The sequence below is a fragment of the Sphingomonas sp. GW822-FHT03G08 genome, assembly GCF_058801135.1.
Genome location: NZ_JBXAMZ010000001.1, coordinates 3,522,832 through 3,548,521, shown reverse-complemented (window position 1 = coordinate 3,548,521; position 25,690 = coordinate 3,522,832). Strand labels below are relative to the sequence as shown.

34 protein-coding genes are annotated in these 25,690 nt (G+C 67.6%); 7 read left to right on the top strand and 27 right to left on the bottom strand.

The window, feature by feature from the left end; genetic code table 11:
* Genes AC1RJ5_RS16680 through ispG form a run of 4 tightly spaced genes read right to left on the bottom strand, consistent with a single transcriptional unit; the run spans position 1 to position 2,856 of the window.
* Positions 1–360, bottom strand: a complete 360-nt coding sequence (locus AC1RJ5_RS16680; RefSeq protein WP_493114466.1) for a TfoX/Sxy family protein — start codon at positions 358–360, stop codon at positions 1–3.
* Positions 360–836, bottom strand: a complete 477-nt coding sequence (locus AC1RJ5_RS16675) for a GNAT family N-acetyltransferase (protein WP_493114464.1) — start codon at positions 834–836, stop codon at positions 360–362. The genes AC1RJ5_RS16680 and AC1RJ5_RS16675 overlap by 1 nt, the downstream gene beginning before the upstream one ends.
* Entirely contained in the window at positions 833–1,735 is a 903-nt protein-coding gene (locus tag AC1RJ5_RS16670; protein ID WP_342250676.1) for a DMT family transporter, read from the bottom strand. Before AC1RJ5_RS16670 ends, AC1RJ5_RS16675 begins: the two co-directional genes overlap by 4 nt.
* Entirely contained in the window at positions 1,732–2,856 is a 1,125-nt protein-coding gene (gene ispG / locus AC1RJ5_RS16665) for a flavodoxin-dependent (E)-4-hydroxy-3-methylbut-2-enyl-diphosphate synthase (RefSeq protein ID WP_184164397.1), read from the bottom strand. The genes AC1RJ5_RS16670 and ispG overlap by 4 nt, the downstream gene beginning before the upstream one ends.
* Positions 2,857–2,995: 139 nt before the next feature.
* Here ispG and AC1RJ5_RS16660 point away from each other — a divergent pair, with 139 nt between their 5' ends.
* Both AC1RJ5_RS16660 and AC1RJ5_RS16655 read left to right on the top strand, forming a co-directional pair.
* Complete coding sequence (locus AC1RJ5_RS16660; protein ID WP_493114461.1) at positions 2,996–4,207, top strand: acyltransferase family protein; 1,212 nt, start codon at positions 2,996–2,998, stop codon at positions 4,205–4,207.
* Entirely contained in the window at positions 4,207–5,043 is an 837-nt protein-coding gene (locus AC1RJ5_RS16655) for a S1/P1 nuclease (protein WP_493114459.1), read from the top strand. The genes AC1RJ5_RS16660 and AC1RJ5_RS16655 overlap by 1 nt, the downstream gene beginning before the upstream one ends.
* On the opposite strand, the gene AC1RJ5_RS16650 is transcribed toward AC1RJ5_RS16655, so the two are convergent.
* From AC1RJ5_RS16650 to AC1RJ5_RS16625, 6 genes are all read right to left on the bottom strand, one after another.
* Entirely contained in the window at positions 5,040–6,038 is a 999-nt protein-coding gene (locus AC1RJ5_RS16650; RefSeq protein ID WP_493114457.1) for an alpha/beta hydrolase, read from the bottom strand. The genes AC1RJ5_RS16655 and AC1RJ5_RS16650 overlap by 4 nt on opposite strands.
* Before the next feature lie 51 nt (positions 6,039–6,089).
* Complete coding sequence (locus AC1RJ5_RS16645; protein WP_269572988.1) at positions 6,090–6,302, bottom strand: PF20097 family protein; 213 nt, start codon at positions 6,300–6,302, stop codon at positions 6,090–6,092.
* Between the two features lie 37 nt (positions 6,303–6,339).
* A complete protein-coding gene (locus AC1RJ5_RS16640) occupies positions 6,340–6,609 on the bottom strand; it encodes a hypothetical protein (protein ID WP_269572989.1) in 270 nt (89 codons plus the stop codon).
* A gap of 113 nt (positions 6,610–6,722) precedes the next feature.
* Positions 6,723–6,986, bottom strand: coding sequence for a hypothetical protein (locus AC1RJ5_RS16635; RefSeq protein WP_493114454.1), 264 nt, complete (start codon positions 6,984–6,986; stop codon positions 6,723–6,725).
* Positions 6,983–7,198, bottom strand: a complete 216-nt coding sequence (locus AC1RJ5_RS16630; protein ID WP_184164383.1) for a type II toxin-antitoxin system antitoxin — start codon at positions 7,196–7,198, stop codon at positions 6,983–6,985. The genes AC1RJ5_RS16635 and AC1RJ5_RS16630 overlap by 4 nt, the downstream gene beginning before the upstream one ends.
* 17 nt (positions 7,199–7,215) lie before the next feature.
* The gene (locus AC1RJ5_RS16625) at positions 7,216–8,121 is read right to left on the bottom strand and encodes an SPFH domain-containing protein (protein ID WP_269572991.1); all 906 of its coding nucleotides are present in this window, start codon (positions 8,119–8,121) and stop codon (positions 7,216–7,218) included.
* Between the two features lie 129 nt (positions 8,122–8,250).
* Here AC1RJ5_RS16625 and AC1RJ5_RS16620 point away from each other — a divergent pair, with 129 nt between their 5' ends.
* On the top strand, positions 8,251–9,615 hold the full coding sequence (locus AC1RJ5_RS16620) for a serine hydrolase domain-containing protein (RefSeq protein WP_342250671.1): 1,365 nt from the start codon (positions 8,251–8,253) through the stop codon (positions 9,613–9,615).
* Between the two features lie 58 nt (positions 9,616–9,673).
* Here the strand turns inward: AC1RJ5_RS16620 and pal are convergent, their stop codons facing one another.
* The 9 genes from pal to AC1RJ5_RS16575 form a co-directional block, all read right to left on the bottom strand.
* On the bottom strand, positions 9,674–10,186 hold the full coding sequence (gene pal, locus AC1RJ5_RS16615) for a peptidoglycan-associated lipoprotein Pal (RefSeq protein ID WP_184164375.1): 513 nt from the start codon (positions 10,184–10,186) through the stop codon (positions 9,674–9,676).
* Positions 10,187–10,254: 68 nt separating this feature from the next.
* A complete protein-coding gene (tolB, locus tag AC1RJ5_RS16610) occupies positions 10,255–11,622 on the bottom strand; it encodes a Tol-Pal system beta propeller repeat protein TolB (RefSeq protein WP_342250670.1) in 1,368 nt (455 codons plus the stop codon).
* Between the two features lie 2 nt (positions 11,623–11,624).
* The gene (locus AC1RJ5_RS16605; protein WP_493114451.1) at positions 11,625–12,419 is read right to left on the bottom strand and encodes a UCP034077 family protein; all 795 of its coding nucleotides are present in this window, start codon (positions 12,417–12,419) and stop codon (positions 11,625–11,627) included.
* Complete coding sequence (gene tolR / locus AC1RJ5_RS16600) at positions 12,416–12,859, bottom strand: protein TolR (RefSeq protein WP_493114449.1); 444 nt, start codon at positions 12,857–12,859, stop codon at positions 12,416–12,418. Before tolR ends, AC1RJ5_RS16605 begins: the two co-directional genes overlap by 4 nt.
* A gap of 4 nt (positions 12,860–12,863) precedes the next feature.
* Positions 12,864–13,553, bottom strand: coding sequence for a protein TolQ (gene tolQ, locus AC1RJ5_RS16595; protein WP_269572995.1), 690 nt, complete (start codon positions 13,551–13,553; stop codon positions 12,864–12,866).
* A gap of 7 nt (positions 13,554–13,560) precedes the next feature.
* Complete coding sequence (locus tag AC1RJ5_RS16590) at positions 13,561–14,007, bottom strand: YbgC/FadM family acyl-CoA thioesterase (RefSeq protein ID WP_269572996.1); 447 nt, start codon at positions 14,005–14,007, stop codon at positions 13,561–13,563.
* A gap of 44 nt (positions 14,008–14,051) precedes the next feature.
* Positions 14,052–15,074: a Holliday junction branch migration DNA helicase RuvB gene (gene ruvB / locus AC1RJ5_RS16585; protein WP_269572997.1), complete on the bottom strand. Its 1,023-nt coding sequence runs from the start codon at positions 15,072–15,074 to the stop codon at positions 14,052–14,054.
* A complete protein-coding gene (locus tag AC1RJ5_RS16580) occupies positions 15,071–15,544 on the bottom strand; it encodes a hypothetical protein (protein ID WP_493114446.1) in 474 nt (157 codons plus the stop codon). The genes ruvB and AC1RJ5_RS16580 overlap by 4 nt, the downstream gene beginning before the upstream one ends.
* A gap of 15 nt (positions 15,545–15,559) precedes the next feature.
* A complete protein-coding gene (locus AC1RJ5_RS16575) occupies positions 15,560–16,114 on the bottom strand; it encodes a DUF4337 domain-containing protein (RefSeq protein WP_269572999.1) in 555 nt (184 codons plus the stop codon).
* Positions 16,115–16,159: 45 nt separating this feature from the next.
* On the opposite strand from AC1RJ5_RS16575, the gene AC1RJ5_RS16570 reads away from it, so the two are divergent.
* On the top strand, positions 16,160–17,056 hold the full coding sequence (locus AC1RJ5_RS16570) for a 2-hydroxyacid dehydrogenase (RefSeq protein WP_493114444.1): 897 nt from the start codon (positions 16,160–16,162) through the stop codon (positions 17,054–17,056).
* Between the two features lie 4 nt (positions 17,057–17,060).
* Here the strand turns inward: AC1RJ5_RS16570 and AC1RJ5_RS16565 are convergent, their stop codons facing one another.
* Together AC1RJ5_RS16565 and ruvA are read right to left on the bottom strand one after the other, a co-directional pair.
* The gene (locus tag AC1RJ5_RS16565) at positions 17,061–17,459 is read right to left on the bottom strand and encodes a GFA family protein (RefSeq protein ID WP_269573001.1); all 399 of its coding nucleotides are present in this window, start codon (positions 17,457–17,459) and stop codon (positions 17,061–17,063) included.
* Positions 17,456–18,052 (bottom strand): Holliday junction branch migration protein RuvA, encoded by a 597-nt coding sequence (gene ruvA / locus AC1RJ5_RS16560; RefSeq protein ID WP_269573002.1) that lies wholly within the window; start codon positions 18,050–18,052, stop codon positions 17,456–17,458. The genes AC1RJ5_RS16565 and ruvA overlap by 4 nt, the downstream gene beginning before the upstream one ends.
* A gap of 225 nt (positions 18,053–18,277) precedes the next feature.
* Between ruvA and AC1RJ5_RS16555 the strand changes: the two genes are divergently transcribed.
* Positions 18,278–18,724, top strand: coding sequence for a hypothetical protein (locus AC1RJ5_RS16555; protein WP_493114441.1), 447 nt, complete (start codon positions 18,278–18,280; stop codon positions 18,722–18,724).
* Positions 18,725–18,838: 114 nt separating this feature from the next.
* Here AC1RJ5_RS16555 and ruvC read toward each other — a convergent pair whose 3' ends face one another.
* From ruvC to AC1RJ5_RS16530, 5 genes are all read right to left on the bottom strand, one after another.
* A complete protein-coding gene (ruvC, locus tag AC1RJ5_RS16550) occupies positions 18,839–19,327 on the bottom strand; it encodes a crossover junction endodeoxyribonuclease RuvC (RefSeq protein WP_269573004.1) in 489 nt (162 codons plus the stop codon).
* Positions 19,324–19,842, bottom strand: coding sequence for an endonuclease domain-containing protein (locus tag AC1RJ5_RS16545; RefSeq protein WP_493114439.1), 519 nt, complete (start codon positions 19,840–19,842; stop codon positions 19,324–19,326). Before AC1RJ5_RS16545 ends, ruvC begins: the two co-directional genes overlap by 4 nt.
* Before the next feature lie 64 nt (positions 19,843–19,906).
* Positions 19,907–20,650, bottom strand: coding sequence for a YebC/PmpR family DNA-binding transcriptional regulator (locus AC1RJ5_RS16540; RefSeq protein ID WP_269573005.1), 744 nt, complete (start codon positions 20,648–20,650; stop codon positions 19,907–19,909).
* A gap of 188 nt (positions 20,651–20,838) precedes the next feature.
* The gene (locus AC1RJ5_RS16535; RefSeq protein WP_183999475.1) at positions 20,839–21,075 is read right to left on the bottom strand and encodes a DUF2312 domain-containing protein; all 237 of its coding nucleotides are present in this window, start codon (positions 21,073–21,075) and stop codon (positions 20,839–20,841) included.
* Between the two features lie 64 nt (positions 21,076–21,139).
* Complete coding sequence (locus AC1RJ5_RS16530; protein ID WP_493114437.1) at positions 21,140–22,828, bottom strand: serine hydrolase domain-containing protein; 1,689 nt, start codon at positions 22,826–22,828, stop codon at positions 21,140–21,142.
* A 114-nt stretch (positions 22,829–22,942) separates the two neighbouring features.
* On the opposite strand from AC1RJ5_RS16530, the gene AC1RJ5_RS16525 reads away from it, so the two are divergent.
* The gene (locus AC1RJ5_RS16525) at positions 22,943–23,800 is read left to right on the top strand and encodes an SGNH/GDSL hydrolase family protein (RefSeq protein ID WP_493114435.1); all 858 of its coding nucleotides are present in this window, start codon (positions 22,943–22,945) and stop codon (positions 23,798–23,800) included.
* On the opposite strand, the gene AC1RJ5_RS16520 is transcribed toward AC1RJ5_RS16525, so the two are convergent.
* The gene (locus AC1RJ5_RS16520) at positions 23,763–24,137 is read right to left on the bottom strand and encodes a DUF1244 domain-containing protein (RefSeq protein ID WP_342250661.1); all 375 of its coding nucleotides are present in this window, start codon (positions 24,135–24,137) and stop codon (positions 23,763–23,765) included. The two genes, AC1RJ5_RS16525 and AC1RJ5_RS16520, sit on opposite strands and share 38 nt — an antisense overlap.
* Before the next feature lie 74 nt (positions 24,138–24,211).
* On the opposite strand from AC1RJ5_RS16520, the gene pyk reads away from it, so the two are divergent.
* The gene (pyk, locus tag AC1RJ5_RS16515; RefSeq protein ID WP_269573009.1) at positions 24,212–25,690 is read left to right on the top strand and encodes a pyruvate kinase; all 1,479 of its coding nucleotides are present in this window, start codon (positions 24,212–24,214) and stop codon (positions 25,688–25,690) included.

The window sequence follows — 25,690 nt, the reverse complement described above, 5'->3', positions numbered from 1 at the left end:
TCAGCGCTTCCTTGGCTTTGCCTTGGGCTTCTTCGGCGGTGCGCGACGGGCCGCATCGAGCGCGAGCAGCGCCCAGCGGCGCAGTTCGTCGGCATCGTCATAGGTCTCGTCGGGCGCGCGGCGATAGTTGAGCGACTGGACCTTGCCGTCCTCGCGCGTGACCGAGAAGCGCTCGGCATCGCCCCATTCGGCATCGCTCTCCGCATCCGCCTTGAGCCACAGCGCGTCGAAGGCGAGGATCGCGAAGGCCAGCCCGTCGCAATAGAGCGCCGCGCCGCCGAACAGCCGCTTCGAGGTGACCGTGCCGATCGGCTCCATCGCCTCCGCCACCCAATCGACCAGGCCCTGGTCGATCGCCATCAGCCGCGTCCGGCCAGCTTGAGCAGCGCATCGCCCGCAACGCGCTGCACGGTCCATTCTTCCATCGCCTCGGCGCCCATCGCCCGGTAGAAATCGATCGCCGGCGTGTTCCAGTCGAGCACCGACCATTCGAAGCGGCCGCAATCCCGGTCAAGCGCGATGCCCGCCAGATGCCGGAGCAGCGCCTTGCCCGCCCCCGCGCCGCGCGCGTCGGGGGTGACGTACAGGTCTTCGAGATAGATGCCGGGCTTGCCGGTCCAGGTCGAGAAATTGTGGAAGAACAGCGCGAAGCCCACGGCCACGCCGTCCAGCTCGGCGATCAGGCTTTCGGCAACGCGGGTCTCGAACAGCGCCTTGTGCAGCATCGCCTCGGTCGCGACCACCGCGTCGGGCTCGCGCTCATAGACGGCAAGCTCGCGGACCAGGCCGAGGATCAGCGCGACGTCGTCGGGGGTGGCGGTGCGGATGGCGATCATGAAAGGGCGGGCTCCACTTCGGGCTCGGCGATGCCGGGCTTGCTGCGCGCCGCCATCACGCATCCGGCGACGATCAGCAAGGTGCCGCCGATGGTGAGTAGCGTGAGCGGCTCGCGGAAAAACAGCCAGCCCATCAGTGCCGCCCAGATGAAGGCGGTATATTCGACAGTGAGCAGCACCTGGGCCTCCGCCCTGGCGTAGGCCCAGGACAGCAGCAGCAGGGAGACGATCGCTAGGCCGGCCGCCAGCACCACCAGCCACCATTGGCCGGGTGCCGGCATCACCAGCAGCCAGGGCGCCGGCAGCGCGAACAGGCCGAGGATGATCCAGTTCTGGAAGAAGGCGATCTCGATCGGCCCGGCCTGCTGCGCCTGGTGCCGCGCGATGACGAGATTGACCGCGTAGAACACCGCCGAGGTGAGGATCGCGATCATGCCCAGCGCCGAATCGGGCCGGTGCGGCGCGCCGAGTTGCCCGGCCAGAATGATGCCGACCCCGGCCAGGCCGAGCAGCGAGCCGAGGATCGAGCGGGTGCCGATCTTCTCGTGCAGGAAGACCGCGGCGAGCGCGAGCGCGATCAGCGGGGCGATGAAGGTGAGCGCGATCGCCTCGGCCAGCGGCACGCGGACGATCCCCCAGAAGAAGGCGATCGCCATCACCGCGATCACCACGCTGCGGATCGCATGGATGCGGAGCACCCGGGCCGACGGCAGGCGCTGCCCGGAAAAGGCGAACAGCGGCGTCATGATCGCCGCGCCCGCTACCAGCCGCCAGAAGATCGCGGCATAGGCGCCGATGACGAGGCTGATCCCCTTCATCACCGCGTCCATGATCGAATAGAGCGCAATGCCCGCGCAGGCGGCGAGCAGCGCCGCGACCACGCGCTGCCGTGCGGTCACTCCGCGGCTTGCGCAGCGGCCTCGCTGGCCGCCTCGATCTCCGCCGCCTTGGCCTCGACCAGCTTGACGATGTGATCGAGCATGTCGGCATCGTTCACTGTGTGATCGGTGACGCCCGACAGATAGACCATGTGCTTGCCATTGCCGCCGCCGGTGAGGCCGATATCGGTCTCGCGCGCTTCGCCGGGACCGTTGACCACGCAGCCGAGCACCGAGAGCGACAGCGGCGTGCGGATGTGCTGGAGCCGGTCCTCGAGCGCCTGCACCGTGCGGATCACGTCAAAGCCCTGGCGCGCGCAGCTGGGGCAGCTGACGACGCGGACACCGCGATTGCGGATACCGAGCGCCTTCAAAATCTCGAAGCCGACGCGGACCTCTTCCTCCGGCTCGGCTGAAAGGCTGACGCGGATCGTGTCGCCGATGCCGAACCACAGCAGCGAACCGATGCCGATCGCCGACTTGACCGTACCGCCGACGAACCCGCCCGCCTCGGTGATGCCGAGGTGCAGCGGGCAATCCACTGCGTCGGCGAGCTGCTGGTATGCGGCGACGGCCAGGAACACGTCCGACGCCTTCACCGCGACCTTGAACTCGTGGAAGTCACGGTCCTGGAGCAGCTTGATATGGTCGAGCGCCGATTCGACCAGCGCCTCGGGGCACGGCTCGCCATATTTCTCGAGCAGGTCCTTCTCGAGGCTGCCGGCATTCACGCCGATGCGGATCGCGCAGCCATTGGCCTTGGCGGCGTTGACCACTTCGTTCACGCGGTCGGCCGAGCCGATATTGCCCGGATTGATGCGCAGGCAAGCGGCGCCGGCATCGGCGGCTTCGAGCGCGCGCTTGTAGTGGAAATGGATGTCCGCGACGATCGGCACACGGCTGGCACGGACGATCTGCTTTAGCGCCGCGGTCGATTCGACGTCCGGGCAGGAAACGCGGATGATATCCACGCCGGCATCCTCGCAGCGGCGGATCTGGTCGATCGTCGCGCGGGCATCGGAGGTGGCAGTGTTGGTCATGGTCTGCACCGTCACCGGCGCATCGCCGCCAACGGGCACATTACCCACCATGATCTGACGGCTGGGCCGCCGGACGATATCGCGCCAGGGACGTACGGACATGGCGGCCATATAGGCGCTTTGGTCCCGGGGGGCCAGTCGCCAGAATATCGAGATTCCGTGCAGATGCGCGCCCCGCGCTTTACGCGATGCTAAGCAACCCGGGTTAAGCTTGCAGGCTGTTCGATTAGCCCGAGGCCTGATGCGGCACGATCCTGTTCCCGTAGCTGCACCGCGAACCAGCCAGCGCCATTACGGCATGGACTGGCTGCGGATCGCTGCGTTCGGGCTGCTGATCCTCTATCACATCGCCATGGCCTTCTCGCCCTGGGACTGGGTGATCAAGACCGGCTATGCCTTCCAGTGGCTGATCCCGCCCATGGCGCTGCTCACCCCCTGGCGGCTGCCGTTGCTGTTCGCCGTCTCCGGCTATGCCTCGCGCAAGCTCTATGACCGCGCGCGCGGCGACTTCGCGCGGAGCCGTGCGCTGCGGCTGCTCATCCCGCTGGCCTTCGGCATGGCGGTGCTGGTGCCGCTCGAGATGTGGGTGCGGGTGATGGAGAATGGCTATCCCCATGGCTATCTCCATTTCTGGGCGCTCGATTACTGGCGCAGCGGCATCTTCTGGGGCCGCGAGTTCCCGAGCTGGGAGCATCTCTGGTTCGTCGCCTATCTCGCCGCCTACACCTTGCTGCTCGCGCTGGTGCTGGCGCGCGCTGGCGGGCGGACGCTGCGCGCGATCGACGCAGCGGCGGAATGGCTCACCCAGGGTCGCCGCCTGCTCTGGGTGCCGGTGGCGGCACTGGCGGTAGCGCGGCTGGCGCTGCTGTTCGTGGCGCCCGAACGCCAGGGGCTGCTGCGCGACTGGGGCGGACATGCGCAATATGTGCCGATCTTCCTGTTCGGCTTCGCGCTGGCGGGATCGCCCGGACTATGGGCGGCGATCGCGCGCAACTGGAAGCCGGGCGCGGCGATGGCGGCGCTGGCCGGCGCGGTGGTCGTATCGGTCGAGCTGGCCTGGCCGGGCGCCAGCGTGCCGCCGCATGAAGTGATGGCGCTCGATCGCGCCGCCCGCACCGCCATGGCCTGGGGCATGATCCTCGCGCTGTTCCACATTGCCGAGACGCGCTGGAACCGCGATCATCCGCTGCGCAAGCCGCTCGCCGAGGCGGTGTTCCCCTTCTACATCGTCCACCATCCCGCGATCGTGCTGATCGCCTGGTATTCGCTGCCGCTGCACCTGAGTGCCCCGCTCGACTTCGCGCTGCTGCTCGGCGGCACGGCGAGCGTCTGTGCCGCGACCTATCTGATCGGCCGACGGATCGGCTGGCTGCGCCCGCTGATCGGACTCAACCGGCTGGCGAAGCCCGAACATCCTGCTAGGGAGACAGCGCCTGCCTCTGGAGTAGTCTGATGCGCTTTCTCGTGATCCTCGCGGCCCTGATCGGCTTCGCCGCGCCCGCCAACGCCTATTGGGAATATGGCCACCAGACGGTCGCCGCGATCGCCTGGCGCAACGTCGCCCCGGCCACCCGCGCGAAGATCACCCAGCTGCTCCGCCACACCGACCTGCTCAAGACCGAGGGCTGCCCCGCGACCAATATCGAAGAGGCTTCGGTCTGGGCCGATTGCATCAAGAAGCTGGGCAATGACTGGCGCTACGCCTCGGTCTGGCACTATCAGGACGCCGACGTCTGCAAGCCGTTCGACGTGACCGCCGAATGCAAGGACGGCAATTGCGTCTCCGCCCAGATCGAGCGCGACGTGAAGATCCTCAAGGACCGCAAGGCGCCGCAGGTCGAGCGGGTGAAGGCCTTGCTCTTCCTCGTCCATTTCGTCGGCGATATCGGCCAGCCGCTGCACGGCGCCGAGCACGACCATGACGCCGGCGGCAACAAGGCGCAGGTCAGCTATGGCATCTACACCACCGACCGGCTGAACCTCCATTCGGTGTGGGACGGGCTGCTCGCCGAGCGTGCGATCACCTCGGGCCCGAGCATCGTGCGCACCTATAGCCGCAAGGACCGCGCCGAACTGGGCGGGGGCACCGTGCAGGACTGGGGCAAGGACAGCTGGGAGCTGGCCAAGACCGTCTATGCCGACCTGAATGGCGGCGAGACCTGCAAGCCGATCACCACCCGCATCGCGATCACCGAGCCGATGATCGAGAAGTGGGTGCCCGAGGCACGCACCCAGGTCATCAAGGGCGGCCTTCGCCTTGCTCGCCTGCTTGACGAGGCCCTGGCCTAACGCTTCTCCGTGACGAACCCGGCGATGGCATCGACCAGCGCCGGGGCAACGGGCAGCGACGCATCGCCATAGGTCGCGATGCTCGCCATCCGCTCCTCGCTCGCGGCGATGCGGAGCACATGTGTCATCCCCGGCACGATCGCGAGCCTGGCACCCGGCCTTGCCCCGGCAAGCGCCTGGGCGTCCGGCACACCGATCTGGATGTCGCGATCGCCCTGGGTGACGAGCAGCGGCACCTTCAGCGACGCCGCGAGCCTGGGCGGATCATAGCGGAACTGGTCGATCAGGAAGTCCTGCACCGAATCCGGAAACAAGGCGGGCAGCGGCGGCGGCATTGCGGCGGTGTCGGCATGCTTGCCGCTCTCCAGCGTGTCGACGAGCGACAGCAGCGGCTCGAGCAAAGGTGCATTGGCCGGATTGGCGCGAAACTGCGCGCGCATGATCGCGGCGAGCGGCCGCCCGGCGGCAGCGACCAGCACCACGCCGCACACCCCTTCGGGCTGCTGCGCGGCGGCGAGCACGACCAGCCCGCCCTCGCTATGCCCGCCCAGCCAGATGCAGGAACGGCCGGTACGCTTGCGCGCGACCTCGATCCAGGCGCGGACATCCGCCGCGTAATCGGCGATCGTGACATGATTGCCGTCCGCGACCGCCGCCCTGCTGCCAAACATGCCGCGCTTGTCGATACGCAGCGTGGCGACACCGCGCTTCGCCAGCCCATCGGCGAGCTGGCGATAGGGCCCGCCGGCGACGCCATAACGGTTGTTGCCGTCGCGATCGGTGGGGCCGGAGCCGGGCACGATCAGCACCAGCGGCGCCTTGGGGTCTGGATCGATCAGCGTGCCGGCGAGATCCCCCTGCGGCCCCGGCGCGGTGATCTCGACACCCGCGGGCGCCTGCTGCGCAAAGGCCTGAGGCACGGCGGCAAATGCCAGCGCCAGCACAACCTTCAGAGAAGAATGGCCGGGGCGAACCCGGAATGCGTTGCCAGTCATGCGAAACCTCCCTTCTTGCGTCCCTGGCCGGAACCGCGCGCGACGCGCCGCCTAGCCCTTGGCGTAGTTCTCCAGGAAGCCACAGCGCGGGCAGCGCCAGGTCTGGATGCTGATCGGCTTGTGCGGCAGCTTGAGGCCGAGCAGCAGCGCCTTGCGGGGCGGCCCGGCTACCCAGCCCGTTGTCCGCCGATAGCTATCGCGATCGGCGAGCGTGAAACCTTCCTCCATCGAGCCCTGGCATTTCGGGCAGCTGTTCGACCGCATGGTCCCTCTCCTTCCAGTGCCGGGCACTGATCGTTCGTTACGCATCGCCGCCCCAGCGGAAACGCCAGTCGCCATCGGTCTTGCTGGCAATCAGCCACAGATAAGCGCCGATCACCGGCAGGAGCAGCACCAGCCACAGCCGATCGCGGTGCGTCGCGAAATTGACGATCAGGCCGACGATCGCGACAAAGGCAAAGGTCGCCGCCCAGCCCTGCCAGGTGACCGGCACCGCACCCAGGCCGAAGCGCTTGGGACGGAACCAATAGCCGGGGCGAACCGAGCCCTGCTCACGGAAGCGGGCGCCCATCACTGGAACAGCGCCAGGGCGATGCCGGCGACCAGCGCGAGCCCGGCGATGCCGAGCACATAGGGGAGATGCACGCGGCGGATATGCGTGGCGAGCAACATCGCGAAACCCTTTCAGTCAGCCTTGCCGTCGTCCGCGGCAGGCGAGGATGTGCGCCAGGCGACGACCAGGAACAGCGCCGTCGCGGCAAGGAACAGGATCAGCCAGGCGGCGACCCGCACCGGCTCGGGCGGAAGGATCACCGGGGTAAGCGCCACGCTGAACAGCACATAGGCGATGGTGACCGCCCCGCCCTGCCGCGTGCACGGCGTGATGTTGTATTTGGCGCCCCGGCGGACCCGGACGAACCATGCATCGGGACGCCGGGGCCGGGTCATGCTTCGTCTTCCCTTGCCTTGGGCGGTCGGCCGCGCCGGGCACGCACCGGCTCGGCCAGCTTCACGCCCCGGCGCCCCAGCGCCTCGCGCAGCAGGCATTCGACCTGGGCATTGACGCTGCGCAGGTCGGCCGCCGCCGACCGCTCGATCGCCGCATAGAGCGCGGGATCGAGCCGGAGCGGGAAAGCTTTCTTCTGGGGCGGTTCGGACACGGGGGACGCCTTGATACTTACTGGTAGAGCGAGCCCGTGTTGACCACCGGCTGGGTATCCCGCTCGCCGCACAGCACGACCATCAGGTTCGATACCATGGCGGCGCGGCGCTCGTCGTCGAGATGCACCACGTCCTTGGCCGAAAGCTGGGCCAGCGCCATCTCGACCATGCCGACCGCGCCTTCGACCAGCGTCTGGCGGGCGGCGACCACGGCCTGGGCCTGCTGGCGGCGGAGCATCGCACCCGCGATCTCCTGGGCATAGGCCAGATGGGTGAAGCCGCACTCGTCGACGGTGATGCCGGCGACGCGCAGCCGCTCGATCAGCTCGCCGCGCAGTTCGGTGCCGACCTGGTCGTGATTGCCGCGCAGCGTGACTTCCTGATGCTCGAAATCGTCATAGGGGTAGCGCGAACCGATGGTGCGCACCGCCGCTTCGATCTGGACGTTCACGAACGCCTTGTAGTCGTCGACGTCGAACAGCGCCTGCGCCGTGTCGGTCACGCGCCACACCACCTGCGCCGCCATCTCGATCGGGTTGCCGCGCAGGTCGTTCACCTTGATGCGCTCCGAAATGATGTTGTTGGCGCGCACCGAGACCTTCTTCTTGATCAGCCACGGCATGGCCCAGCGCAGACCGGTGGTGCGATCGGTGCCCTGATAGTCGCCGAACAGCGTGATCACCGCCGCCTGGTTGGGCTGGAGCAGGTAGAAGCCGCACAGCACGAACAGCTCGACGAGGATCGCGACAAGGAGCGTGGTGATCACGATCCAGTCGGCGATGCGGTCGATCTGCGAGAGCGCCGCGCCCGCCGCGACAATCGCGAGCAGCGCCACGAGCAGCATGCCATAGCCGCTTGCCGTGGTTGCAGTCTTCTCGCTGCTCTGGCGCAGTGCCGGCGCGGCGCTACGAACGTCAGTCATCATTACCTCCCGAAATTATGATATCGTATTTATATCGAGTCGGAACGCCCCGCAAGCGGAATCGGAATGCGGTTCATGCCCGGCTCATCCGCATTCGAGAGAGTGCCCGCCGTTCGAGAGGGGGAATCGATGCGACCTTTTCTGCCTGCCATGCTCTGCACCGTGATGCTGGCGACGCCGGCTTGGGCCCAGCCCTCCCCCGCAATGATCGCCCGCGATGCCGATTCGGCGATGGCCGCGGCAATCGATGCGAAGGGATCGGGCGCGGTGGTGCTGATCGCGCGGGGCGACACGGTGCTCTATCGCAAGGCACGCGGCATGGCCGAAGTCGAGCTGGGCGTGCCGCTCGCGCCCGACCAGGTGTTTCGCATCGCTTCGATCACCAAGAGCTTCACCGGCGCGCTGCTCGTCCAGATGGCGGCACGCGGCGAAGTCTCGCTCGATGCGCCGGCGGTGCGTTACCTGAGCGACCTGCCTCTGGATCCGCGGATCACGCTGCGCCAGCTGCTCAGCCATACTGCCGGCGTCAGCGAGACCGACGCAGTGCCGCAGCCGCCCTTCGGCAATGGCGAAGTACCGATCGCCGAGCAGGTGCGGCGGATCGCCGCGCGACCACTCGCCTTCGAGCCCGGTACCGCGCAGCGCTATTCGAACGCCGGCTATATCCTGCTCGCGGCAGTGATCGAGAAAGTGACCAGGCAAAGCTGGGACGAGGCGATGCGGACGCGCCTGTTCGTGCCACTCGGACTGGCCGAAACCGCCTATGACCGCTTGGACGACATCGTGCCCGGCCGGACGAGCGGCTATTCCAGTGACAAGGGCGTGCTGCGCAATGCCGCGCCGTTCAACGTCTCGATCCCCAAGACCGCCGGATCACTCCGCTCGACGGCTGCGAACCTGCTGCGCTGGATGCGGGCCTTGTCGCAGGGCCGGGTGGTCGGCACAGCTGGCTTTGCCGAGATGAGCAAACCTGCGCTGGCAAGCGTCGGTGTGCAGGAGCGCTATGGGCTGGGCCTCTATCGCTGGCAGATCCGCGGTCAGGACGCGATCGGGCATACGGGCCAGATCAACGGCTTCACCTCGGCGCTGTTCTACCTGCCCGCCGGAGACGCGACGGTGGTGGTGCTGGCCAACAGCGACAGCTTCGACGCGCAGACGCTCGCCCGGCGAATGGCGGCGATCGTGATCGGCAAGCCCTATCCGCTGCCACGCCCCAGCGCCGTTCCAGCCGAATCGCTGAGGCCGCTTGCCGGCAGCTATGGCAGCGATCCGGCAACGTCCCGCACGATCGCGGTGCAGGACGGCAGGCTGGTGATCAGCCGCCCCAATCGCGGCGGCATCCCGGCCGTGCTGGGCAGCGACGGCGCGCTCCGCTTCGTGCCCGACGAGCTCAGCTATTTCCTTCCGGTACGCGATGCGGAGGGCGCGGTGATCCGGCTCGACTATTTCGCCCGCGGCGAAGGCCCGGCACTGCCGCTGCCTCGCCAGCCCTGAACACGAAAAAGGCCGCCGGAATTGGTCCGGCGGCCCGTTTCCTGTCAGGCGAAACGCCTCAGCTGATGACGATGGTCACAGCGCGGCGGTTCTGTGCCCAGCTGGCGTCGTCCGAGCCGAGCGCGATCGGGCGCTCCTTGCCATAGCTGATCGTGGTGATCCGCGCGGGCGAGATGCCGCGCGAAGCGAGGTAGTTCTTCGCGGCATTGGCGCGGCGATCGCCCAGGCCGAGATTGTACTCGCGGGTGCCGCGCTCGTCGCAATGCCCCTCGATCGTGATGCGCGTGTTCGGGTGGCTGGTCAGCCACTGCGCCTGGCTGTCCAGGATCGCGCGCGCTTCCGGATCGATGTCATACTGGTCGAACGAGAAGTGGATCGTGTCGCTCGCCACTTCGCGGCGGAACTGCTCGTTGATCGGCGCCGCAACCGTGTCGCTGTCGCCCTCGCCGGCATTGACCGGACCGGTATCCGACGGCGCGGGCGGAATGTCGGCGACATTGCGCTTCTTGGTGCAACCCGCAGTGGCGATCAGCGCGATGCCGAGCACCAGGCCAGTCGTGATCTTGGACATGGTCTTTCCTCCTTCTCTGGTCGCATCTCGTCCGCTTGCCCGGACGCTAGCACAGATGCGGTAACGTTTCAGGGGCGAATCGGTCCCCAGCTGGGATCCGATCCGTCGAGCGGCGTGGGAATGCGCCGCGCATTGGTGCCGGTGAGGTCCACCGACCAAAGGTCCGGCCGGCCCGAACCCTGGGCCGAACGGAAGAACATCAGCACGCGGCCGTTGGGCGACCAGCTCGGTGCCTCGTCGCCCCAGCTGTTGGTCAGCAGCTTCTCGCCGCCGCCCGAAGGGTTCATCACGCCGATCCGGAAGGCGCCGCCGCCGGTGCGGGTGAAGGCGATCAGGTCGCCGCGCGGGCTCCACACCGGCGTGGCGTAGCGGCCACCGCCGAAGCTGATCCGGTGCTGGTTCGAGCCATCGGCGTTCATCACATAGAGCTGCTGGGTGCCGCCGCGATCGCTCTCGAACACGATCTTCGAGCCGTCGGGCGAATAGCTGCCGCCGGTATCGATGCCCGGCGAATTGGTGAGCCGCTGCGATTCGCCGCCCGCCGCCGCGATGCGATAGATGTCGGTATTGCCGGCCTGCGACATCGAGAACAGCACCCAGCGGCCGTCCGGCGAGAAGCGCGGCGCGAAGCTGAGGCTGACATTGGAGACAAGCAGCCGGTTCGAGCGCGCCGCCATGTCATAGACATAGATGGACGGCTTGCGCTGGGTGTAGCTCATGTACACGATCGCGTTCTGCTTCGGCGACATGCGCGGCGTCAGCACGATCGACTGTCCGTTGGTCAGGAAGCGGTGGTTGGCACCGTCCTGGTCCATGATCGCCAGCTGCTTGCGACGCTTGTTCTTGGGGCCGGTCTCCGCGACGTACACCACCTGGCTGTCGAAATAGGGACCCTCGCCGGTCAGCTTCGAATAGACCGCGTCGGCGCACTTATGCGCCGCGCGGCGCCAGTCACCCGGCGAGACGACGAAGCCCTGGCGCACCAGCTCGCTCTGCAGCAGCACGTCGTAGAGGTAGCAGCCCACGGTCAGCGAACCGTTGCCATTGGCGCGGACATAGCCCTGGATGATCGCCTGATTGCCGTTCCAGCTGCCATAGTTGGGCGCGGCGACTTCGCTGTACGCGATGCCGCGGCTGGCCGAGGGCCCGCGCGTCTTGAACAGGCCGGTGTTGCGCAGATCGTCCTCGACCACCTGGGCGAGCTTGGCGCCAAGCTGATCGGTAGGGCCCGCCGGCGTGTCGACCGACTGCGAGGTCGGCATCGCCGGGATCGCGATGACGAGATCCTTGGCCGCCGTGTTGCTCACATCGACGCTGAGCGGCGTGTCCTGGTCCGGGGTCGGGATCGGCGCGGGCGCCGGCACATCCTGCGCCTGCGCGACGGTGGCCACGGTGCTCGCCAGCAGGGCCGCGATCGTCAGATGGGCAAATTTCATCTTCACAGGTCCTCGTACAAAACCGGGGCTATGACTCGCCACGCGCTGTAGAATTGCGGCGGCAGCTTGAAAGGGGCCGCCAGCTTCACCGCTCGGATCGCGCGGTCCCGGGCGAGATCGGCCTGGGCGCGGTTGCTGTCGGTGATGCCGGTCTGCGCCGTGACGCGCGGCTCGCCCGCAAGCGAGCCGTCCTCGTTGAGGCGCACCGTCACCGTCGTGCGCAGCTTGTCCGAATCGGCGCCGCTGGGCGGAGCCCAATGGGGGCGGATCTGGCGGATGATCGCGGCGCTGAGCGCAGCCTTCTGCTCCGGCCCGACCGTGGCGGCCGGCGGCGTGACCGACGTGCTCTTTGCCGGCTTGTCGTTGATGCCGTTGAGCAGGCCGTCGAGCCGGCCGGTCGGCGCGACCGGGCGGTTGGACGGGCGCGACGGCGCCTGAGCCGGGGCTGCCTTGGGCGGCGTCTTCGGCGCGGGCTTTACCGCATCGGGCGCCGGTGCCGGCTTGGGCGGGGCAGGCTGCGGCTTGGCGATAGGCTGGGGATTGGGCGCGGGCTCGGGCGGCGCGCTGTCCGGCTCGATCGGCGCTTCCACCGGCGAGAGCTTGGCGGCCGGCTCCTCGCTGGTCGGCGTCGGCGACGTGCTTTCCAGCGCGACCTGATCGACCAGCGCGACTTCGATCGGCGTCGGCTTCAGCTTCATCGGATTGGGGGTGGCGAGGAAACCGACCGACAACAGGCCGAACAGGGCGACATGCCCGATCAGCGCAACGGTCAGCCCTGCTCCCTCGGTCCGGTTCACGGCTTGCTGCTCGCGTCGGTGATCAGCGAGACGCGGTTGAGCCCGGCATGGTTGAGCTCGCCCATCACCTTCATGACCTTGCCATAGCCCAGGCCCTGATCGGCGCGCAGGAACACCGCGACCGGCTTGCCGTCCGGGCCCGGCGCGCGGCCGGCGATTTCCTCGAGCTTTGCGGGCAGCGCGGCGTCCGCGGTCAGCTCGTTGTCGACGAACACCTGGCCCTTGTCGTCGATCGAGATCTGGACGGGCTTCTGGTCCTGGTCGACCGGCTTGGCGCGGCTCTCGGGCAGGTTCACCGGCACGCCGGCGGTGAGCAGCGGTGCCGTGACCATGAAGATGATCAGCAGCACCAGCATCACGTCGACCAGCGGCGTGACGTTAATGTCGGCCATCGGCGCGCGGCGGCCGCGCCCCTTGTTCGAAGGGAGATGCATCGACACCGGCTTAGGCCTCCATCTCCAGGCGACGGCTGAGCGTCGCGTGGAAGCCGTCGGCGAAGCGGTTGAGCCGCGCCTCGACGCGGTTCACGGCGTGCGAATAGCGGTTGTACGCGATCAGCGCGGGAATGGCGGCGAACAGGCCGATCGCGGTGGCGAACAGGGCCTCGGCGATGCCCGGCGCGACCACGGCGAGCGACGAGCTCTGCTCCTTGGCGATGCCGGTGAAGCTGCGCATGATGCCCCACACCGTGCCGAACAAGCCGATGAACGGCGCCGCCGAAGCGATGGTGGCGAGGAAGTTCAGCCGGTCGGCCAGCTTGTCGATCTCGTTCGCGATCGTCGCGCCCATCGCGGTGGCCAGGCGCTCACGGGTGCCCTCGCGGTCGATGGCCTTGCCCGAGGTCGAGCGGCGCCATTCGGTGACGCCGGCGGCGAAGACCCGAGCGATCGGTTGCTCGCGGCCGGCGGCGCGGCGGTGGAACTCGTCGATATCGTCGGCTTCGCGATATTCGCCCTCGAACTTGTCGATCGCCTTCTTCACCGAGCTGACCCGGAAGCCGAAGCTCAGAATGATCGTCCAGGTCCATAGCGAGGCGAGCAGCAGGCCGATCATCACGGCGCGCACCACCCAGTCCGCCTGCAGGAACAGGCCGATCGGCGACATGGTTGCGGCGTCGGTGCTGATAAATTCCATGATCGGTTCAGTTCCCCTTCCAGACCAGCGGCGCGAATCGATCCATCCATTCCGCCGGCTGCCGGCGGGGCCGCCCGGACGGGGAGACGAACACCGCCTCGACTTCCGCTTCGGCCAATATGGTAACGTCGCGCATGACTCGTTGATGAATATCCACTGCGGCGGGGCCCAGCTGGACCAGCCGGCTGACCACCACCAGTTCGTCACCCAGGCGCGCCGGCGCCCGGAATCGAATGTTCGCCTCGCGCAGCGCATAGGCGCCGGTGCCGGCCTCATGGACGGCGCGCTGGTCGACGCCGGCCAGGGCCAGCATATCCGAGCGGGCCCGCTCCATGAACCTGAGATAGTTGGCGTGATAGACCACGCCGCTGAGATCGGTGTCCTCGAAATAGACACGCAGGACGAAATGATGCTCGAGGCCCTCGAACCGGCCAGGGGCGAAACGGACGTCCATGCCCGGCCCCTAACGCAGCGCTTACCGTGGGGGAACCCCTTGCCTCAGTCGAACAGCCCTTCCTGCGCGGTGGACGGAGGATTGAGCCCGAGATGCTTCCATCCCGCCGCATTCAGGCAGCGTCCGCGCGCCGTCCGCGCGATCATCCCGATCTGGATCAGATAGGGCTCGATCACTTCCTCGATCGTGTCGCGCGGCTCGCTGAGCCCCGCCGCCAGAGTCTCCACGCCGACCGGACCGCCCTTGTAGATATCGGCGATCATCATCAGATAGCGCCGGTCCATCGCATCGAGGCCGAGCGCGTCCACCTCGAGCCGGGTGAGCGACTGATCGGCCACCCGGGCATGCACCACATCCTCGCCCAGCACATTGGCGAAGTCGCGCACCCGGCGCAGCAGCCGGCCGGCGATGCGCGGCGTGCCCCGCGAGCGCCGCGCGATCTCGTGCGCGCCATCGGGGGCGACATGGAGATCGAGCAACGTGGCGGCGCGGGTGACCACCTTCTCCAGCTCATCGACGCCATAGAAATTGAGGCGCACCGGGATGCCGAAGCGATCCCGGAGCGGTTGCGTGAGCAGCCCCTGGCGGGTGGTGGCGCCGACCAGGGTAAAGCGCGGCAGGTCGATCCGCACGCTGCGTGCCGACGGCCCCTCGCCGATCATCAGGTCGAGCGCGCGGTCCTCCATCGCCGGATAGAGGACTTCCTCGACCGCGGGATTCAGCCGGTGGATCTCGTCGATGAACAGGACGTCGCCATCCTCGAGATTGGTCAACAGCGCGGCGAGGTCCCCGGACTTGGCGATGACGGGACCCGAAGTGGAGCGGAAGCCGACCCCCATCTCGCGGGCGATGATCTGGGCGAGCGTGGTCTTGCCCAGCCCCGGGGGGCCGAAGAACAGGACATGGTCCAGCGCATCGCCCCGCGACTTGGCCGCATCGATGAACACCCGGAGATTCTCGCGCGCCGCCCGCTGGCCGACGAACTCGTCGAGGCTCTTCGGGCGCAGCGCGGCGTCCACGTCATCGGCGCGTCGGCCGGAGGAAAGGAGGCGATCGGTGTCGGTCACTTTTTACCTTGTTCGTCTAGACCGGCGGCACTCAGCCGCGACTTTGCTGCGTCGAGTATCGCTGCTTCAAATCGATCCGGGTGGCGAAGCGCCAATGCCTCAAATGTCAGCTCACCCATGTCGCGCTCTACCAGCAAATCGAAACCTTCAGACTGCTTTCCGAGCACGAGATCCTCAACGGTTTGCTGTTCAAGGTCCCGGGAAATTTTCTGCCGTGTCCTGGAGAGGCGAACGGTCTTGCCCCGCTCCTCGCTAAGCGTTCCTTCCAGTGCAAAAATGCTCTGCCAAACATCATATTCCAGCGTGCCCGGCTCCTCCGAAGGCAACACAGAATACAGGCGCAATTTTGCTGCACGGGCAACGACTTCATTGCCCTGGCGTCGGGCATTGGCCGCGATCTTCCTGAGACCGTCGGGGTCGTCCGTGCCCTCGATCAACGCCAGAGCACGCAAGGTTATCGCATCATTCATGGATTCCCCTCCTACTCACCCCAGCACCCCGCTCAGCAGCGCCGGGTGGAAACCCCAGCCGAGGAACCCGCATAGCCCCATGAACAGGCCGAAGGCGCCGAAGGCCCAGCCGGCCCAGAGCAGCCACCCGCTCTCGACCAGCGCCGCCACCGCCGCGATCGAGATGGCGGTGGAGACCGCCGCGTCGCTGGCGTCGAACTGGTCGTCATGGACATTGAGCGCGTCATATTGGTCGCCCTGCGCCTTCGCATCGGCGGCCAGGCGAGGCGCCTCGGCCTTGTACTTGGCGATATCGGCGTCGAGTCCGGCGAGGACCGGGGCGGCGCGCTTCGGGTCGGCGAGCGCGGCGATCTGGACGCGGCTCGCCTCGGCGACATGCTGCTTGGTCTTGGTCGCCTGATATTCATTCCACTTGTCGACCGAGGCCGACTGGGCCTGTTGCATCGCCTGGACGATATTGCCGTCCTTGATCCCGCACAGGCCCATGAACACCGACAGCACGACCACGGTGATCGCCACCTTGCGGTTGAGCGACTTGTCCTTGGCCTCGGCGCTGACTTCGATTTCCATCGCGCTGCCCTATCCTGCCTGCACCCTAGGAGCTAGGGCCGGTGCATGCCCCGCCCCGACCTGTTGCTGATCTCGAACGTGCCCGCCCCGCTCCGCGCGGCGCTGGCCGAACGCTTCACCTTGCACGAAGGCGAGGCCGTGCCCGGCATCCGCGCCGTGGTGGGCGGCGGCATGGCGAAGCTCGACGCGGCGCTGCTCGACCAGCTGCCCGATCTGGAGATCGTCGCGATCCATGGCATCGGCCATGACGGCATCGACACAGCGGCGCTGCGAGCTCGCAACATTCCGCTGACGCTGACCCCGGACGTGCTGACCGAGGATGTCGCCGATCTTGCCATCGCGCTGATGCTCGCGGTGCACCGGCGGATTGCCGCGAACGACGCGCTGGTGCGCAACGGCGGCTGGAGCGCGCCGCTGGGGCGCCGGGCGAGCGGTCGGCGCATCGGCATTTTCGGGCTGGGCCGGATCGGCCACGCCATTGCCCTTCGCGCCGCGCCCTTCGCCGGCGAGCTGCTCTACACTGCCCGCAGCGCAAAGCCGGTGCCGTGGCGTTTCGTGCCCGACATCGGTGCGCTCGCCGAAGCCAGCGACGTGCTGATTATCGCGGCGCCGGGCGGGAGCGACACGCAGAACATCGTCGATGCCGAGATACTCGACCGGCTGGGGCCGGACGGCGTGCTGGTCAATATCGCCCGGGGCAGCCTGGTTGACGAGGCGGCGCTGGTGGCCGCCCTTGCCGAGGGCCGCATCGCCGGCGCCGGACTCGACGTGTTCGCGCATGAGCCGCAGGTGCCCGACGCCCTCAAGGCGATGGACCGGGTCGTCCTCACCCCGCACCAGGGCAGCGCCACCGAGGAAAGCCGCACCGAGATGCGAAAGCTGGTGCTCGCCAATCTCGACGCGCATTTCGCGGGCCAGCGGCTGGTGACGCCTCTGCTCTGACCTTTCAGTCATAATGCTCGACCACGCCGGTGATGCTGAGCCAGGCACATTGCCGGTCCTCGAACACCGAGATGCTCGGCGCCGGGAAAGCGGGGTCGGCGAAATGGCCGATGGGAATGGCGATGGTGTCGGCGATGCCGCCGCCGCTGTACCAGACATTGCCGCCGCAAACCGGGCAGAAGTGAAAGCTGGCCGGCGCACCGCCACTCTCCGAAGGGGCGAGCCATTCGGTCGACTGGCCCGTTATCGTCACCTGATCCGTGGGGAAGCGCGCCTGCACGGCGAAGGCCGATCCGCTGCGCCGCTTGCAGTTGAGACAGTGGCAGACCGAGACGCGCACCGGCTCGCCCGTGCATTCGGCGCGGAGCTGGCCGCAGCGGCAGGCGGCGGTGCGGGTGGTCACTTGGCGGCCTTGCGCAGGGCGAGGCGGACCAAGGCGTCGAGCGTGGCGCCCGCGCCCAGCTCATCGGCGGCGGCATTGACCGCGGCGCTCGCCTCGGCCGGCTTGAAGCCGAGGTTGAGCATCGCCGAGACGGCGTCCTGCGCCGCGCCGCTCGCCGGAGCCGCACCGCCGGCGCTGGCACCGAGCGCGACGCCACCGGCCTTGTCCTTGAGTTCGTTGACGATGCGCTGGGCGAGCTTGGGCCCGACGCCATTGGCGCGGGCGATCATCGCCGCATCGGCACGGGCGACGGCGGTCTGCACTTCCTCAGGGGACAGGATCGAAAGGATCGCCAGCGCGACCTTGGCGCCGACGCCCTGCACGCTGGTCAGATGGCGGAACCAGTCCCGCTCGGCGGCAGTGGCGAAGCCCATCAGCCGGATCGAGTCCTCGCTGACCAGCATCTCGGTATGCAGCGTCGCGAACTCGCCGACCGCACCGAGCGCCGCCAGGGTGCGCGCCGAAGCGCCGGCGAGATAGCCGACGCCGTTGACGTCGATCACGACGCTGTCGATCCCGGTCGCTTCGATGCGGCCCTTGAGATGCGCGATCATGCCGCCTCCCCCTCCTGTCCAGCCGGGCAGCCGGGCAAAAATGTTGAATCTCTTGAGTCCCCACGCATGCGCGCATGAAGCGGGATCGATGGACAAGGGAGAGCCTGGCGCATGGCCGGTACATAAGCGGAACAACGGGGTGTAGGAAAGCGAAATCACCCCGGCTGCTCTGGCGGAATGCCGCGCGCCTCCCCAATTCACGGACAGGGAATTGGGGGATTTTCGATGTTCGTCGCGTTGCTTGGGCTTTGGTGCATGCTGGCGCTGGCGGAAGGCACGCCGATCGGGCGGATACTGCGCCGGGTGCTGGTCGAATGGCCGGCGGCGCGGCTGGCGCGGATCGAGCGCGGCGCAGTCATCACCTGGGCGCTGCTCGGAGTGATCGGGCTGCTGTGCTTCTGGTTCCTCGAGGAGGATGGCCTTCGCCTGTTCACCATGGCGATGCCCGAGATCGCCGGCTGGGTCTCGATGTTCGAGATCAGCGCGCTGGTCGATGCGCTTGTGGTGACGGTAGCGGCGGCATCGACGCTGCGACTGGGCGTGGTGCGCGGCTGGGTGGCGGCACGGTTGCCGATCGGGCGCCGGGCAACGCGGGCGCGGCGGGTTCGGCCGGTGAGGCGTGAGGCTTCCAATGATGACGAGGATGGAGCGGGGTTGGCGCTGGCTGCCTAGATTCATCTCCACCGTCATCCCGGCCTTGAGCCGGGCTCCCGCTTCTTTCTTCTCTCGTCTGGGAGCGAGGCAGCGGGACCCCGGCTCAGGGCCGGGGTGACGAGATAGAAAAACTCAACGCAACCCCAGCCGCGCGCTGGCGAGATGGTGCGCGTGGCAGATCGCCACGGCGAGCGCGTCCGCCGCATCCGGCCCGTCGATCTTCACCCCGGGCAGCAGGCGCGAGACCATGGCATGGACCTGCTCCTTCTCGGCATTGCCGACGCCGACCACCGACTTCTTGACCGTGCTCGGCTTGTACTCGCCGACATCGATGCCGATCCGCGCGGCGGCGCACAGCACCACGCCGCGCGCCTGGCCGAGCTTGAGCGTCGACTGGGCATTGGAATTGACGAACACTTCCTCGACCGCCGCCGCTTCCGGCGCGTGATCGGCGATCAGCGCGGCGAGCATGGCATCGAGATGCGCGAGGCGGCGGGGCAGCGCCGCCTTGGTATCGGTCTTCAGCTTGCCGTTGGCGAGGTGCGACAGGCGATTGCCCTCGGCGCGGATCAGGCCCCAGCCGGTGGTGCCGAGGCCGGGATCGAGGCCGAGGATGATCATTTTGTCGAGCTTTCAGGATTGAGGATAGGCCCCACCCCAACCCCTCCCCTGAAGGGGAGGGGCTTTGGTTGCGGCTTGGCTAGCCCCTCCCCCTCGGGGGAGGGGTTGGGGTGGGGCATGCCGGACCAGCGATCCGGTCGCTCGGCAAGGACGCTCGCGATCGAAGCTATGACCCCGTCCAGATTGTCCCAGACTTCGTGGTTGGTGAATCGCACCGTCGCAAATCCCTTGGTCGCAAGGCGTACGTCACGACGCGCATCGTACGGCGCGTCATGCGTGTCGCCGTCGATCTCCACGACCAGCGCTTTCGACGGACAGAAGAAGTCACAGATGTACGGAAAGATCACATGCTGGCGGCGGAATTTGTGGCCGAGCCGGGAGTTGGAGAGGTGCCGCCAGACCCGCACCTCCAGCTCCGTGGGGTTGCGGCGCATTTGATGGGCTCGATCGAGAAGTTCTTTCTCTGTCAGCACTGCCCCACCCCAACTCAGTTGCAGGCAAACGATGCCCCGCATCGTTTAGGTCATGCCCGGGGCATGACCGGCCTGCAACTCCTGAAGGGGAGGGGCTTTTACTGGATCAACCCAGCTTCTCCATCACGGCGTCGGAGACTTCGTAATTGCCCCAGACGGTCTGGACGTCGTCGTCATCGTCGAGCGCGTCGATCAGCTTGAACAGCTTGGTCGCGTCGTCTTCGTTGACATCGACCATGGTCTGCGGGCGCCAGGCGAGCTTCGCGCCCTCGGCCTCGCCGAGCACCGGCTCGAGCGCCTTGGCGACTTCGTGGAGATCGCCCTGGGCGGTCCAGATCTCGTGGCCGTCCTCTGAAGAGGTCACGTCCTCGGCACCCGCTTCGAGCGCCGCCTCGAATACCTTCTCGGCGTCGCCGGCGCTGGCGGGATAGTTGATCAGGCCCATCCGGTCGAAGCCGTGGCTCACCGAGCCGGCGGTGCCGAGATTGCCGCCATTCTTCGAAACCGCGGTGCGCACATTGGTGGCGGTGCGGTTGCGATTGTCGGTCAGCGCCTCGATGATCAGCGAGACGCCGCCCGGGCCGAAGCCCTCGTAGCGGATCTCTTCGTAATTCTCCGCATCGCCCTTGCTCGCCTTGTCGATCGAGCGCTGGATGTTGTCCTTGGGCATCGACTGCGCCTTGGCGGCGGCGATCGCGGCACGCAGGCGCGGGTTCATGTCCGGATCGGGCAAGCCCATCTTGGCGGCGACGGTGATTTCGCGGCTGAGCTTGGAGAACATGCTCGAGCGCTTCTTATCCTGCGCGCCCTTGCGGTGCATGATGTTCTTGAACTTGGAATGGCCTGCCATTGCGCTTCTCTATGAATCTGGTCGCGCGGCTTTAGGCCAGGCGCGGGGGGATGGGCAATGCCTGCCCCATTTCGGCATCCCGGCCCACTGGGTCATCCCGCGAAAGCCGGGACCTCAGGCGGCAATTGCCCGGCCCGTGGCACGAGATCCCGCCCCGGATCGGGGCCGGGGCGGGATGACGCGTTGTCCTAGATGCCCAGCGCCTGCTTGTAGGTCTCGAGCAGCATCTCCGCCTCGTCGCGGTGATGCTTCTCCATCTTACGCAGGCGGACGATGTTGCGCATCGTCTTCACGTCGAAGCCGGTCGATTTGGCTTCGGCATAGACATCCTTGATGTCGTCGGCGATGCCCTTCTTCTCTTCCTCGAGGCGCTCGATCCGCTCGATGAAAAGGCGCAGCTGCTCGGCGGAAATCGAATCGGACAAGGTGGAAGCTCCTGGAAGAATAGAGTCGGGAAAGGGGCGCGATTATCGGAGCCGGCCCCGCCGCTCAACCCCCAAGCGCGCCAAGCTGCGGCAACCCGGTCACGCGCAGGAAGCGCAGGTTGACGATGCGGCCATTGGTGCTGGTCAGCGCGACCACCCTGCCACGCGCATCGCGACGGAAGCGGACCGTGCCGGTCACCGAGTCGGTGTCGAAAATATCGTGCTCGCGATATTTCTCGGGCGGCTGGCTGATCCTGGCTTCCCAGCCCGGCCCGATGATCCAGAGCGCATCCTTGCGCCGCGCGACCGTCACCAGCGTGGCGAGCTCGGGGCTGTAATAGGTTCCGAGATAGTCGGCCATGCCCGCCGGGGTGAGCGCCACCGCGCGCCGCTTCACATAGCGCGTCGCTACCTGGGCGCCACCGGGGCCGTCGATCGTCAGCGTGCGCGCCGGCACTTCTCCGGAGAAGCGGATCGCCACCGGCGCGTCCTTCACGCTGAAGGCGCCCGCGCCGCGCGCGACCATCGGCGCGAAACCCTGCATCCACAGCTTTCCCTCGCGCGCCTCGATCAGGAAGCCGACGCCGAGCGGATCGCGGTAGTTGCCCGCGACGCGCCGCAGCTCGGCCGGGGCGAGCTTCACTTCCGGGCGCGGCGGATCGGTGAAGGGGCCGCCCAGATAGAGATCGGCGATGCGGCGCGCCAGGAAGACGGGGTCCTCGGTCTCGATATTGCAGACCAGCGAGACCGAAAGGCCCTGTGCGGGAACCACCAGGAAGTGGCCGACAAAACCCGGATCGATGCCGCTATGCCCGGCGATCGCCAGGCCGCGATGCGTGCCGATATAGAGGCCGCCGCCGTAACCGGTGACCGGATCGGCCTTCAGCATCGCGTCGATGATCGCCCTGCCGCCGACCTTCGGATCGTGGAAATTGCCCGCCCAGCGGGCGAGGTCCGCGGCGGTGGAGCGGATATCGGTGGAGCCATAGCTGGCATAGGGCAGGAAGCGGCGCTCGGGCAGCTTGTCCCCAGGCGCCCCCTCCTTCTCGCCGGCCGCATAGGGCATTGCCTGGCCGGCGCGGATGCGGTGATAGTCGTCGACCACATAGCTGTGGTCCATCCCGAGCGGCCGGAACACCCGCTCGGCGAGGAAATCGGCGAAGGACCTGCCCGAGACACGCTCGACCACCAGCGCGAGCAGCGTGTAGTTCGAATTGGAATAGCCAAAGGCCGTGCCCGGCGCGAAATTGAGCTCGCGCTGGCCAAAGATCACGCGCAGCGCGTCCTGCTGGGTGACGCTGTCTTCGCCGCGCCGCCCCTGCAGCCAGAACAGGCTGAGCTGGTCGCGCAGCCCGCTGCTGTGGTGCAGGAGCTGGGCCAGCGTGATCGGCCGAGCGAAGCGGTGCAGCTCAGGCACATATTTGCGCACATCGTCCTGGAGCGAGAGCTTGCCCTCGCTCTGCAGCAGCAGCACCGCGAAAGCCGTGAACTGCTTGGAAAGCGAGGCGATGTGGAAGGCGGTGTCGGGCGTGTTGGCGATGCCCGCCTCGACATTGGCGGCGCCGTAGCCGCGCGCGTGGAGCGACTTTCCACCCTGGATCACGGAAACCGCGCAGCCCGGCCGGTCCGGCCTGCTCCACGGCGCCATCAGCTTGTCGATCTCGGCGGACGGATCCGCCGCCTGCGCACGGACCGGCGCCGGGCCGCCGGCAAGCAGGAGCGACAGGGCGAGAAGGGAGGCGAGGCGGGTCATGAAGAACGTTTACGCCTGTAGTCACAAGCTCGCAATCCGCGTGCTCCGCGCTGGTCGCATCCCCATCCATTTCGGTCGATTGCCCCCGGCGGCAGGGACGGCTATCCCGGGGCCATGCCGTTTTTCCGCCGAATCCCGCTTCTCGCCGCCCTGACGCTTGTCCTGCAGCCCGCCACCGTCCTAGCGCAGACCAAACCGGCCGTGCCGGTGCAGCTGCCGCCGACGATGCGCGTGCCGGCTCCGATCCGCCCCGCCCCGATCCCGGTCGAGAAGCAGCCCTTCGCCGCCGAGATCGCCGCGTTCGAGGCGCGCGACGCGGTCGCCAGGCCGGCGAAAGGCGGCGTGCTGTTCCTCGGCAGCTCGAGCATCCGGATGTGGACCGACCTGGCCAAGGATTTCCCGGGCCACAATGTCATCAACCGCGGCTTCGGCGGCTCCACGATCCCGGACAGCGTGCGCTATGTCGATCGCATCGTCACGCCCTATGCGCCGAAGACGGTGGTCTTCTACGCCGGCGACAACGACCTGGAGGCGGGCCACACCCCCGACGAGGTCTTCGCCGATTTCCAGGCGCTGGTGGCCAGGATCCGGGCGAAGCTGCCCGGCACGCGCATCCTGTTCCTTTCGATCAAGCCGAGTATCTCGCGCTGGCGGCTGATCGACGGCATCCGCGCGACCAACGCGCTGGTGCGCGAATACACCGCGACCGATCCGCTGCTCGGCTATGTCGACATCGTGCCGCAGATGCTGGGGCCGGACGGCAGGCCGCGCCCCGAACTGTTCCTCGGCGACGGGCTGCACATGACCCGTACCGGCTATGACATCTGGCGCGCGGCGGTGGGCAAGGCGATGAAGTGGAAGCTGGCGCCCCTGCCCCCGCGCGCGCTGCCCAAGCCACCGACACACGGCGCGGGCAAGCCGCCGGCAAAGCCGGTCAGCGGCCCGGTTCGGTCATCGAAGGCGGGTCGCTAGCCGGGAAACTCTCATCGAGCGCTTCGTCCAGTTCCTCGTCGCGGACTTCGTTCTTCCTGAGGCTCTCTTCCATCCGGGCGATCTGCTCGGGCGTTGCCTCGCCCTGGTGCTGCGCCTTCCACTCCGAGAAGGGCATGTCGTAGATGATGCGGCGCGCCTCGTCCTTCGCGATCGACGGATCCGCCTCGGTGATCCAGTCGGCCAGGCAGTTGCGGCAGAAGCCGGCAAGGCCCATCAGGTCGATGTTCTGCGCATCGGTGCGATGGCGGAGGTGGCGGACAAGCGTGCGGAACGCCTTGGCGGCGGTAGCGTCATCCAGATGATCGAGTTCGTCCATTTTCCACCTCGGCGGTTGATCCTGTGCGATATGAGGTTAGAGGCACCGAGGCACAAGCCGAGGATATGACAACGATGACAAAGGCAATCAGCCCCCGCACCCGCAAGGTTCGCATCCTCGCGACGCTCGGCCCCGCCAGCGCGTCCCCGGAGATGATCGCCAAGCTGTTCGAAGCCGGCGCCGACGCGTTCCGCATCAACATGAGCCATGGCGACCAGGCATCGAAGGTGCCGTTGTTCGAGGCGATCCGCGGCCTGGAGAAGAAGTTCGGGCGACCGACCACGATCCTGGCCGACCTTCAGGGGCCGAAGCTGCGCGTCGGCAAGTTCGCCGACGGCAAGGTGCAGCTGGTCACCGGCCACGAATTCATCCTCGACCGCGACAAGACGCCGGGCGACGCCACCCGTGTGGAACTCCCGCACCGCGAGATCTTCGAGGCGGCGCACGAGAATGCCCGCCTGCTGCTCGATGACGGCAAGCTGGTGCTGCGCGTGATCTCGGTCGCGCCCGACCGGCTGACCACGATCGTCGAGGTCGGCGGCCCGCTGTCGAACAACAAGGGCCTGAACGTGCCCGACATGGTGCTGCCGCTCGCGGCACTCACCGAGAAGGACCGCAGCGACCTGGCCTTCGCGGTCGAGCAGGGCGCGGACTGGATCGCGCTCAGCTTCGTCCAGCGCCCCGAGGACCTGATGGAAGCCCGCCGCCTGATCGGCGGCAAGGCGGCTTTGCTCGCCAAGATCGAGAAGCCCTCGGCGATCGCCCGCCTCGACGAGATCGTCGAGCAGTGCGACGGCGTGATGGTCGCGCGCGGCGACCTGGGCGTCGAGCTGCCGCCGCAGACCGTGCCGCCGCTGCAGAAGCGCATCGTCGAGACCGCCCGCCGCATGGGCCGTCCGGTGATCGTCGCCACCCAGATGCTCGAATCGATGATCGAGAGCCCGTCGCCGACCCGCGCCGAAGTCTCGGACGTCGCCACCGCCGTGTACGACGGCGCCGACGCGATCATGCTCTCGGCCGAGAGCGCCGCGGGCAAGTGGCCGGTCGAATCGGTGGCGATGATGAACTCGATCGCCGATGCGGTGGAGCGCGACCCCGCGCATGGCGACCGCGTCCACTTCACCGTGCTGCGCCCCGATCCCACAACCGCGGATGCCCTTGCCGAAGCGGCGAAGAACATCGCCAAGACGGTTTCGGCATCGGGCATCGCCTGCTTCACCAGCTCGGGCTCGACCGCGCGCCGCATCGCCCGCGAGCGTCCGGCGGTGCCGATCCTGGTGCTGACCCCGCATATCGACACCGCGCGCCGGCTCGGCCTGCTGTGGGGCGTGCACGCGGTGCACACCCGCGACGTCGATTCGTTCGAGGAGATGGTCGCCAAGTCGAAGCGGATGGCGCTGCGCCATCACATCGCCGCATCGGGCGACCGCGTGGTGCTTTGCGCCGGCGTGCCGTTCAAGACGCCGGGCTCAACCAACGTGCTGCACGTGGTGACCCTGGTCGGCGACGAACTGAAGAACCACCCGGGCAAGGAAGGCCCGGACGCGATCTGA

Bases quoted from the DNA above. Each gene is read 5' to 3' on its own strand.
- AC1RJ5_RS16645 (WP_269572988.1), bottom strand. From the start codon at position 6,302: ATGCGGTCGAACAGCTGCCCGAAATGCCAGGGCTCGATGGAGGAAGGT.
- AC1RJ5_RS16545 (WP_493114439.1), bottom strand. From the start codon at position 19,842: ATGCGGGGCATCGTTTGCCTGCAACTGAGTTGGGGTGGGGCAGTGCTG.
- tolB (WP_342250670.1), bottom strand. From the start codon at position 11,622: ATGAAATTTGCCCATCTGACGATCGCGGCCCTGCTGGCGAGCACCGTG.
- AC1RJ5_RS16620 (WP_342250671.1), top strand. From the start codon at position 8,251: ATGCGACCTTTTCTGCCTGCCATGCTCTGCACCGTGATGCTGGCGACG.
- AC1RJ5_RS16655 (WP_493114459.1), top strand. From the start codon at position 4,207: ATGCGCTTTCTCGTGATCCTCGCGGCCCTGATCGGCTTCGCCGCGCCC.
- AC1RJ5_RS16675 (WP_493114464.1), bottom strand. From the start codon at position 836: ATGATCGCCATCCGCACCGCCACCCCCGACGACGTCGCGCTGATCCTC.
- AC1RJ5_RS16570 (WP_493114444.1), top strand. From the start codon at position 16,160: ATGCCCCGCCCCGACCTGTTGCTGATCTCGAACGTGCCCGCCCCGCTC.
- AC1RJ5_RS16540 (WP_269573005.1), bottom strand. From the start codon at position 20,650: ATGGCAGGCCATTCCAAGTTCAAGAACATCATGCACCGCAAGGGCGCG.
- AC1RJ5_RS16575 (WP_269572999.1), bottom strand. From the start codon at position 16,114: ATGGAAATCGAAGTCAGCGCCGAGGCCAAGGACAAGTCGCTCAACCGC.
- AC1RJ5_RS16525 (WP_493114435.1), top strand. From the start codon at position 22,943: ATGCCGTTTTTCCGCCGAATCCCGCTTCTCGCCGCCCTGACGCTTGTC.
- AC1RJ5_RS16580 (WP_493114446.1), bottom strand. From the start codon at position 15,544: ATGAATGATGCGATAACCTTGCGTGCTCTGGCGTTGATCGAGGGCACG.
- tolQ (WP_269572995.1), bottom strand. From the start codon at position 13,553: ATGGAATTTATCAGCACCGACGCCGCAACCATGTCGCCGATCGGCCTG.
- AC1RJ5_RS16590 (WP_269572996.1), bottom strand. From the start codon at position 14,007: ATGGACGTCCGTTTCGCCCCTGGCCGGTTCGAGGGCCTCGAGCATCAT.
- AC1RJ5_RS16640 (WP_269572989.1), bottom strand. From the start codon at position 6,609: ATGGGCGCCCGCTTCCGTGAGCAGGGCTCGGTTCGCCCCGGCTATTGG.
- AC1RJ5_RS16625 (WP_269572991.1), bottom strand. From the start codon at position 8,121: ATGACTGACGTTCGTAGCGCCGCGCCGGCACTGCGCCAGAGCAGCGAG.
- ruvA (WP_269573002.1), bottom strand. From the start codon at position 18,052: ATGATCGCGCATCTCAAGGGCCGCATCGAAGCGACCGGGATCGACAGC.
- ispG (WP_184164397.1), bottom strand. From the start codon at position 2,856: ATGTCCGTACGTCCCTGGCGCGATATCGTCCGGCGGCCCAGCCGTCAG.
- pyk (WP_269573009.1), top strand. From the start codon at position 24,212: ATGACAAAGGCAATCAGCCCCCGCACCCGCAAGGTTCGCATCCTCGCG.
- AC1RJ5_RS16680 (WP_493114466.1), bottom strand. From the start codon at position 360: ATGGCGATCGACCAGGGCCTGGTCGATTGGGTGGCGGAGGCGATGGAG.
- AC1RJ5_RS16650 (WP_493114457.1), bottom strand. From the start codon at position 6,038: ATGACTGGCAACGCATTCCGGGTTCGCCCCGGCCATTCTTCTCTGAAG.
- AC1RJ5_RS16555 (WP_493114441.1), top strand. From the start codon at position 18,278: ATGTTCGTCGCGTTGCTTGGGCTTTGGTGCATGCTGGCGCTGGCGGAA.
- AC1RJ5_RS16520 (WP_342250661.1), bottom strand. From the start codon at position 24,137: ATGGACGAACTCGATCATCTGGATGACGCTACCGCCGCCAAGGCGTTC.
- pal (WP_184164375.1), bottom strand. From the start codon at position 10,186: ATGTCCAAGATCACGACTGGCCTGGTGCTCGGCATCGCGCTGATCGCC.
- AC1RJ5_RS16660 (WP_493114461.1), top strand. From the start codon at position 2,996: ATGCGGCACGATCCTGTTCCCGTAGCTGCACCGCGAACCAGCCAGCGC.
- AC1RJ5_RS16530 (WP_493114437.1), bottom strand. From the start codon at position 22,828: ATGACCCGCCTCGCCTCCCTTCTCGCCCTGTCGCTCCTGCTTGCCGGC.
- AC1RJ5_RS16635 (WP_493114454.1), bottom strand. From the start codon at position 6,986: ATGACCCGGCCCCGGCGTCCCGATGCATGGTTCGTCCGGGTCCGCCGG.
- ruvC (WP_269573004.1), bottom strand. From the start codon at position 19,327: ATGATCATCCTCGGCCTCGATCCCGGCCTCGGCACCACCGGCTGGGGC.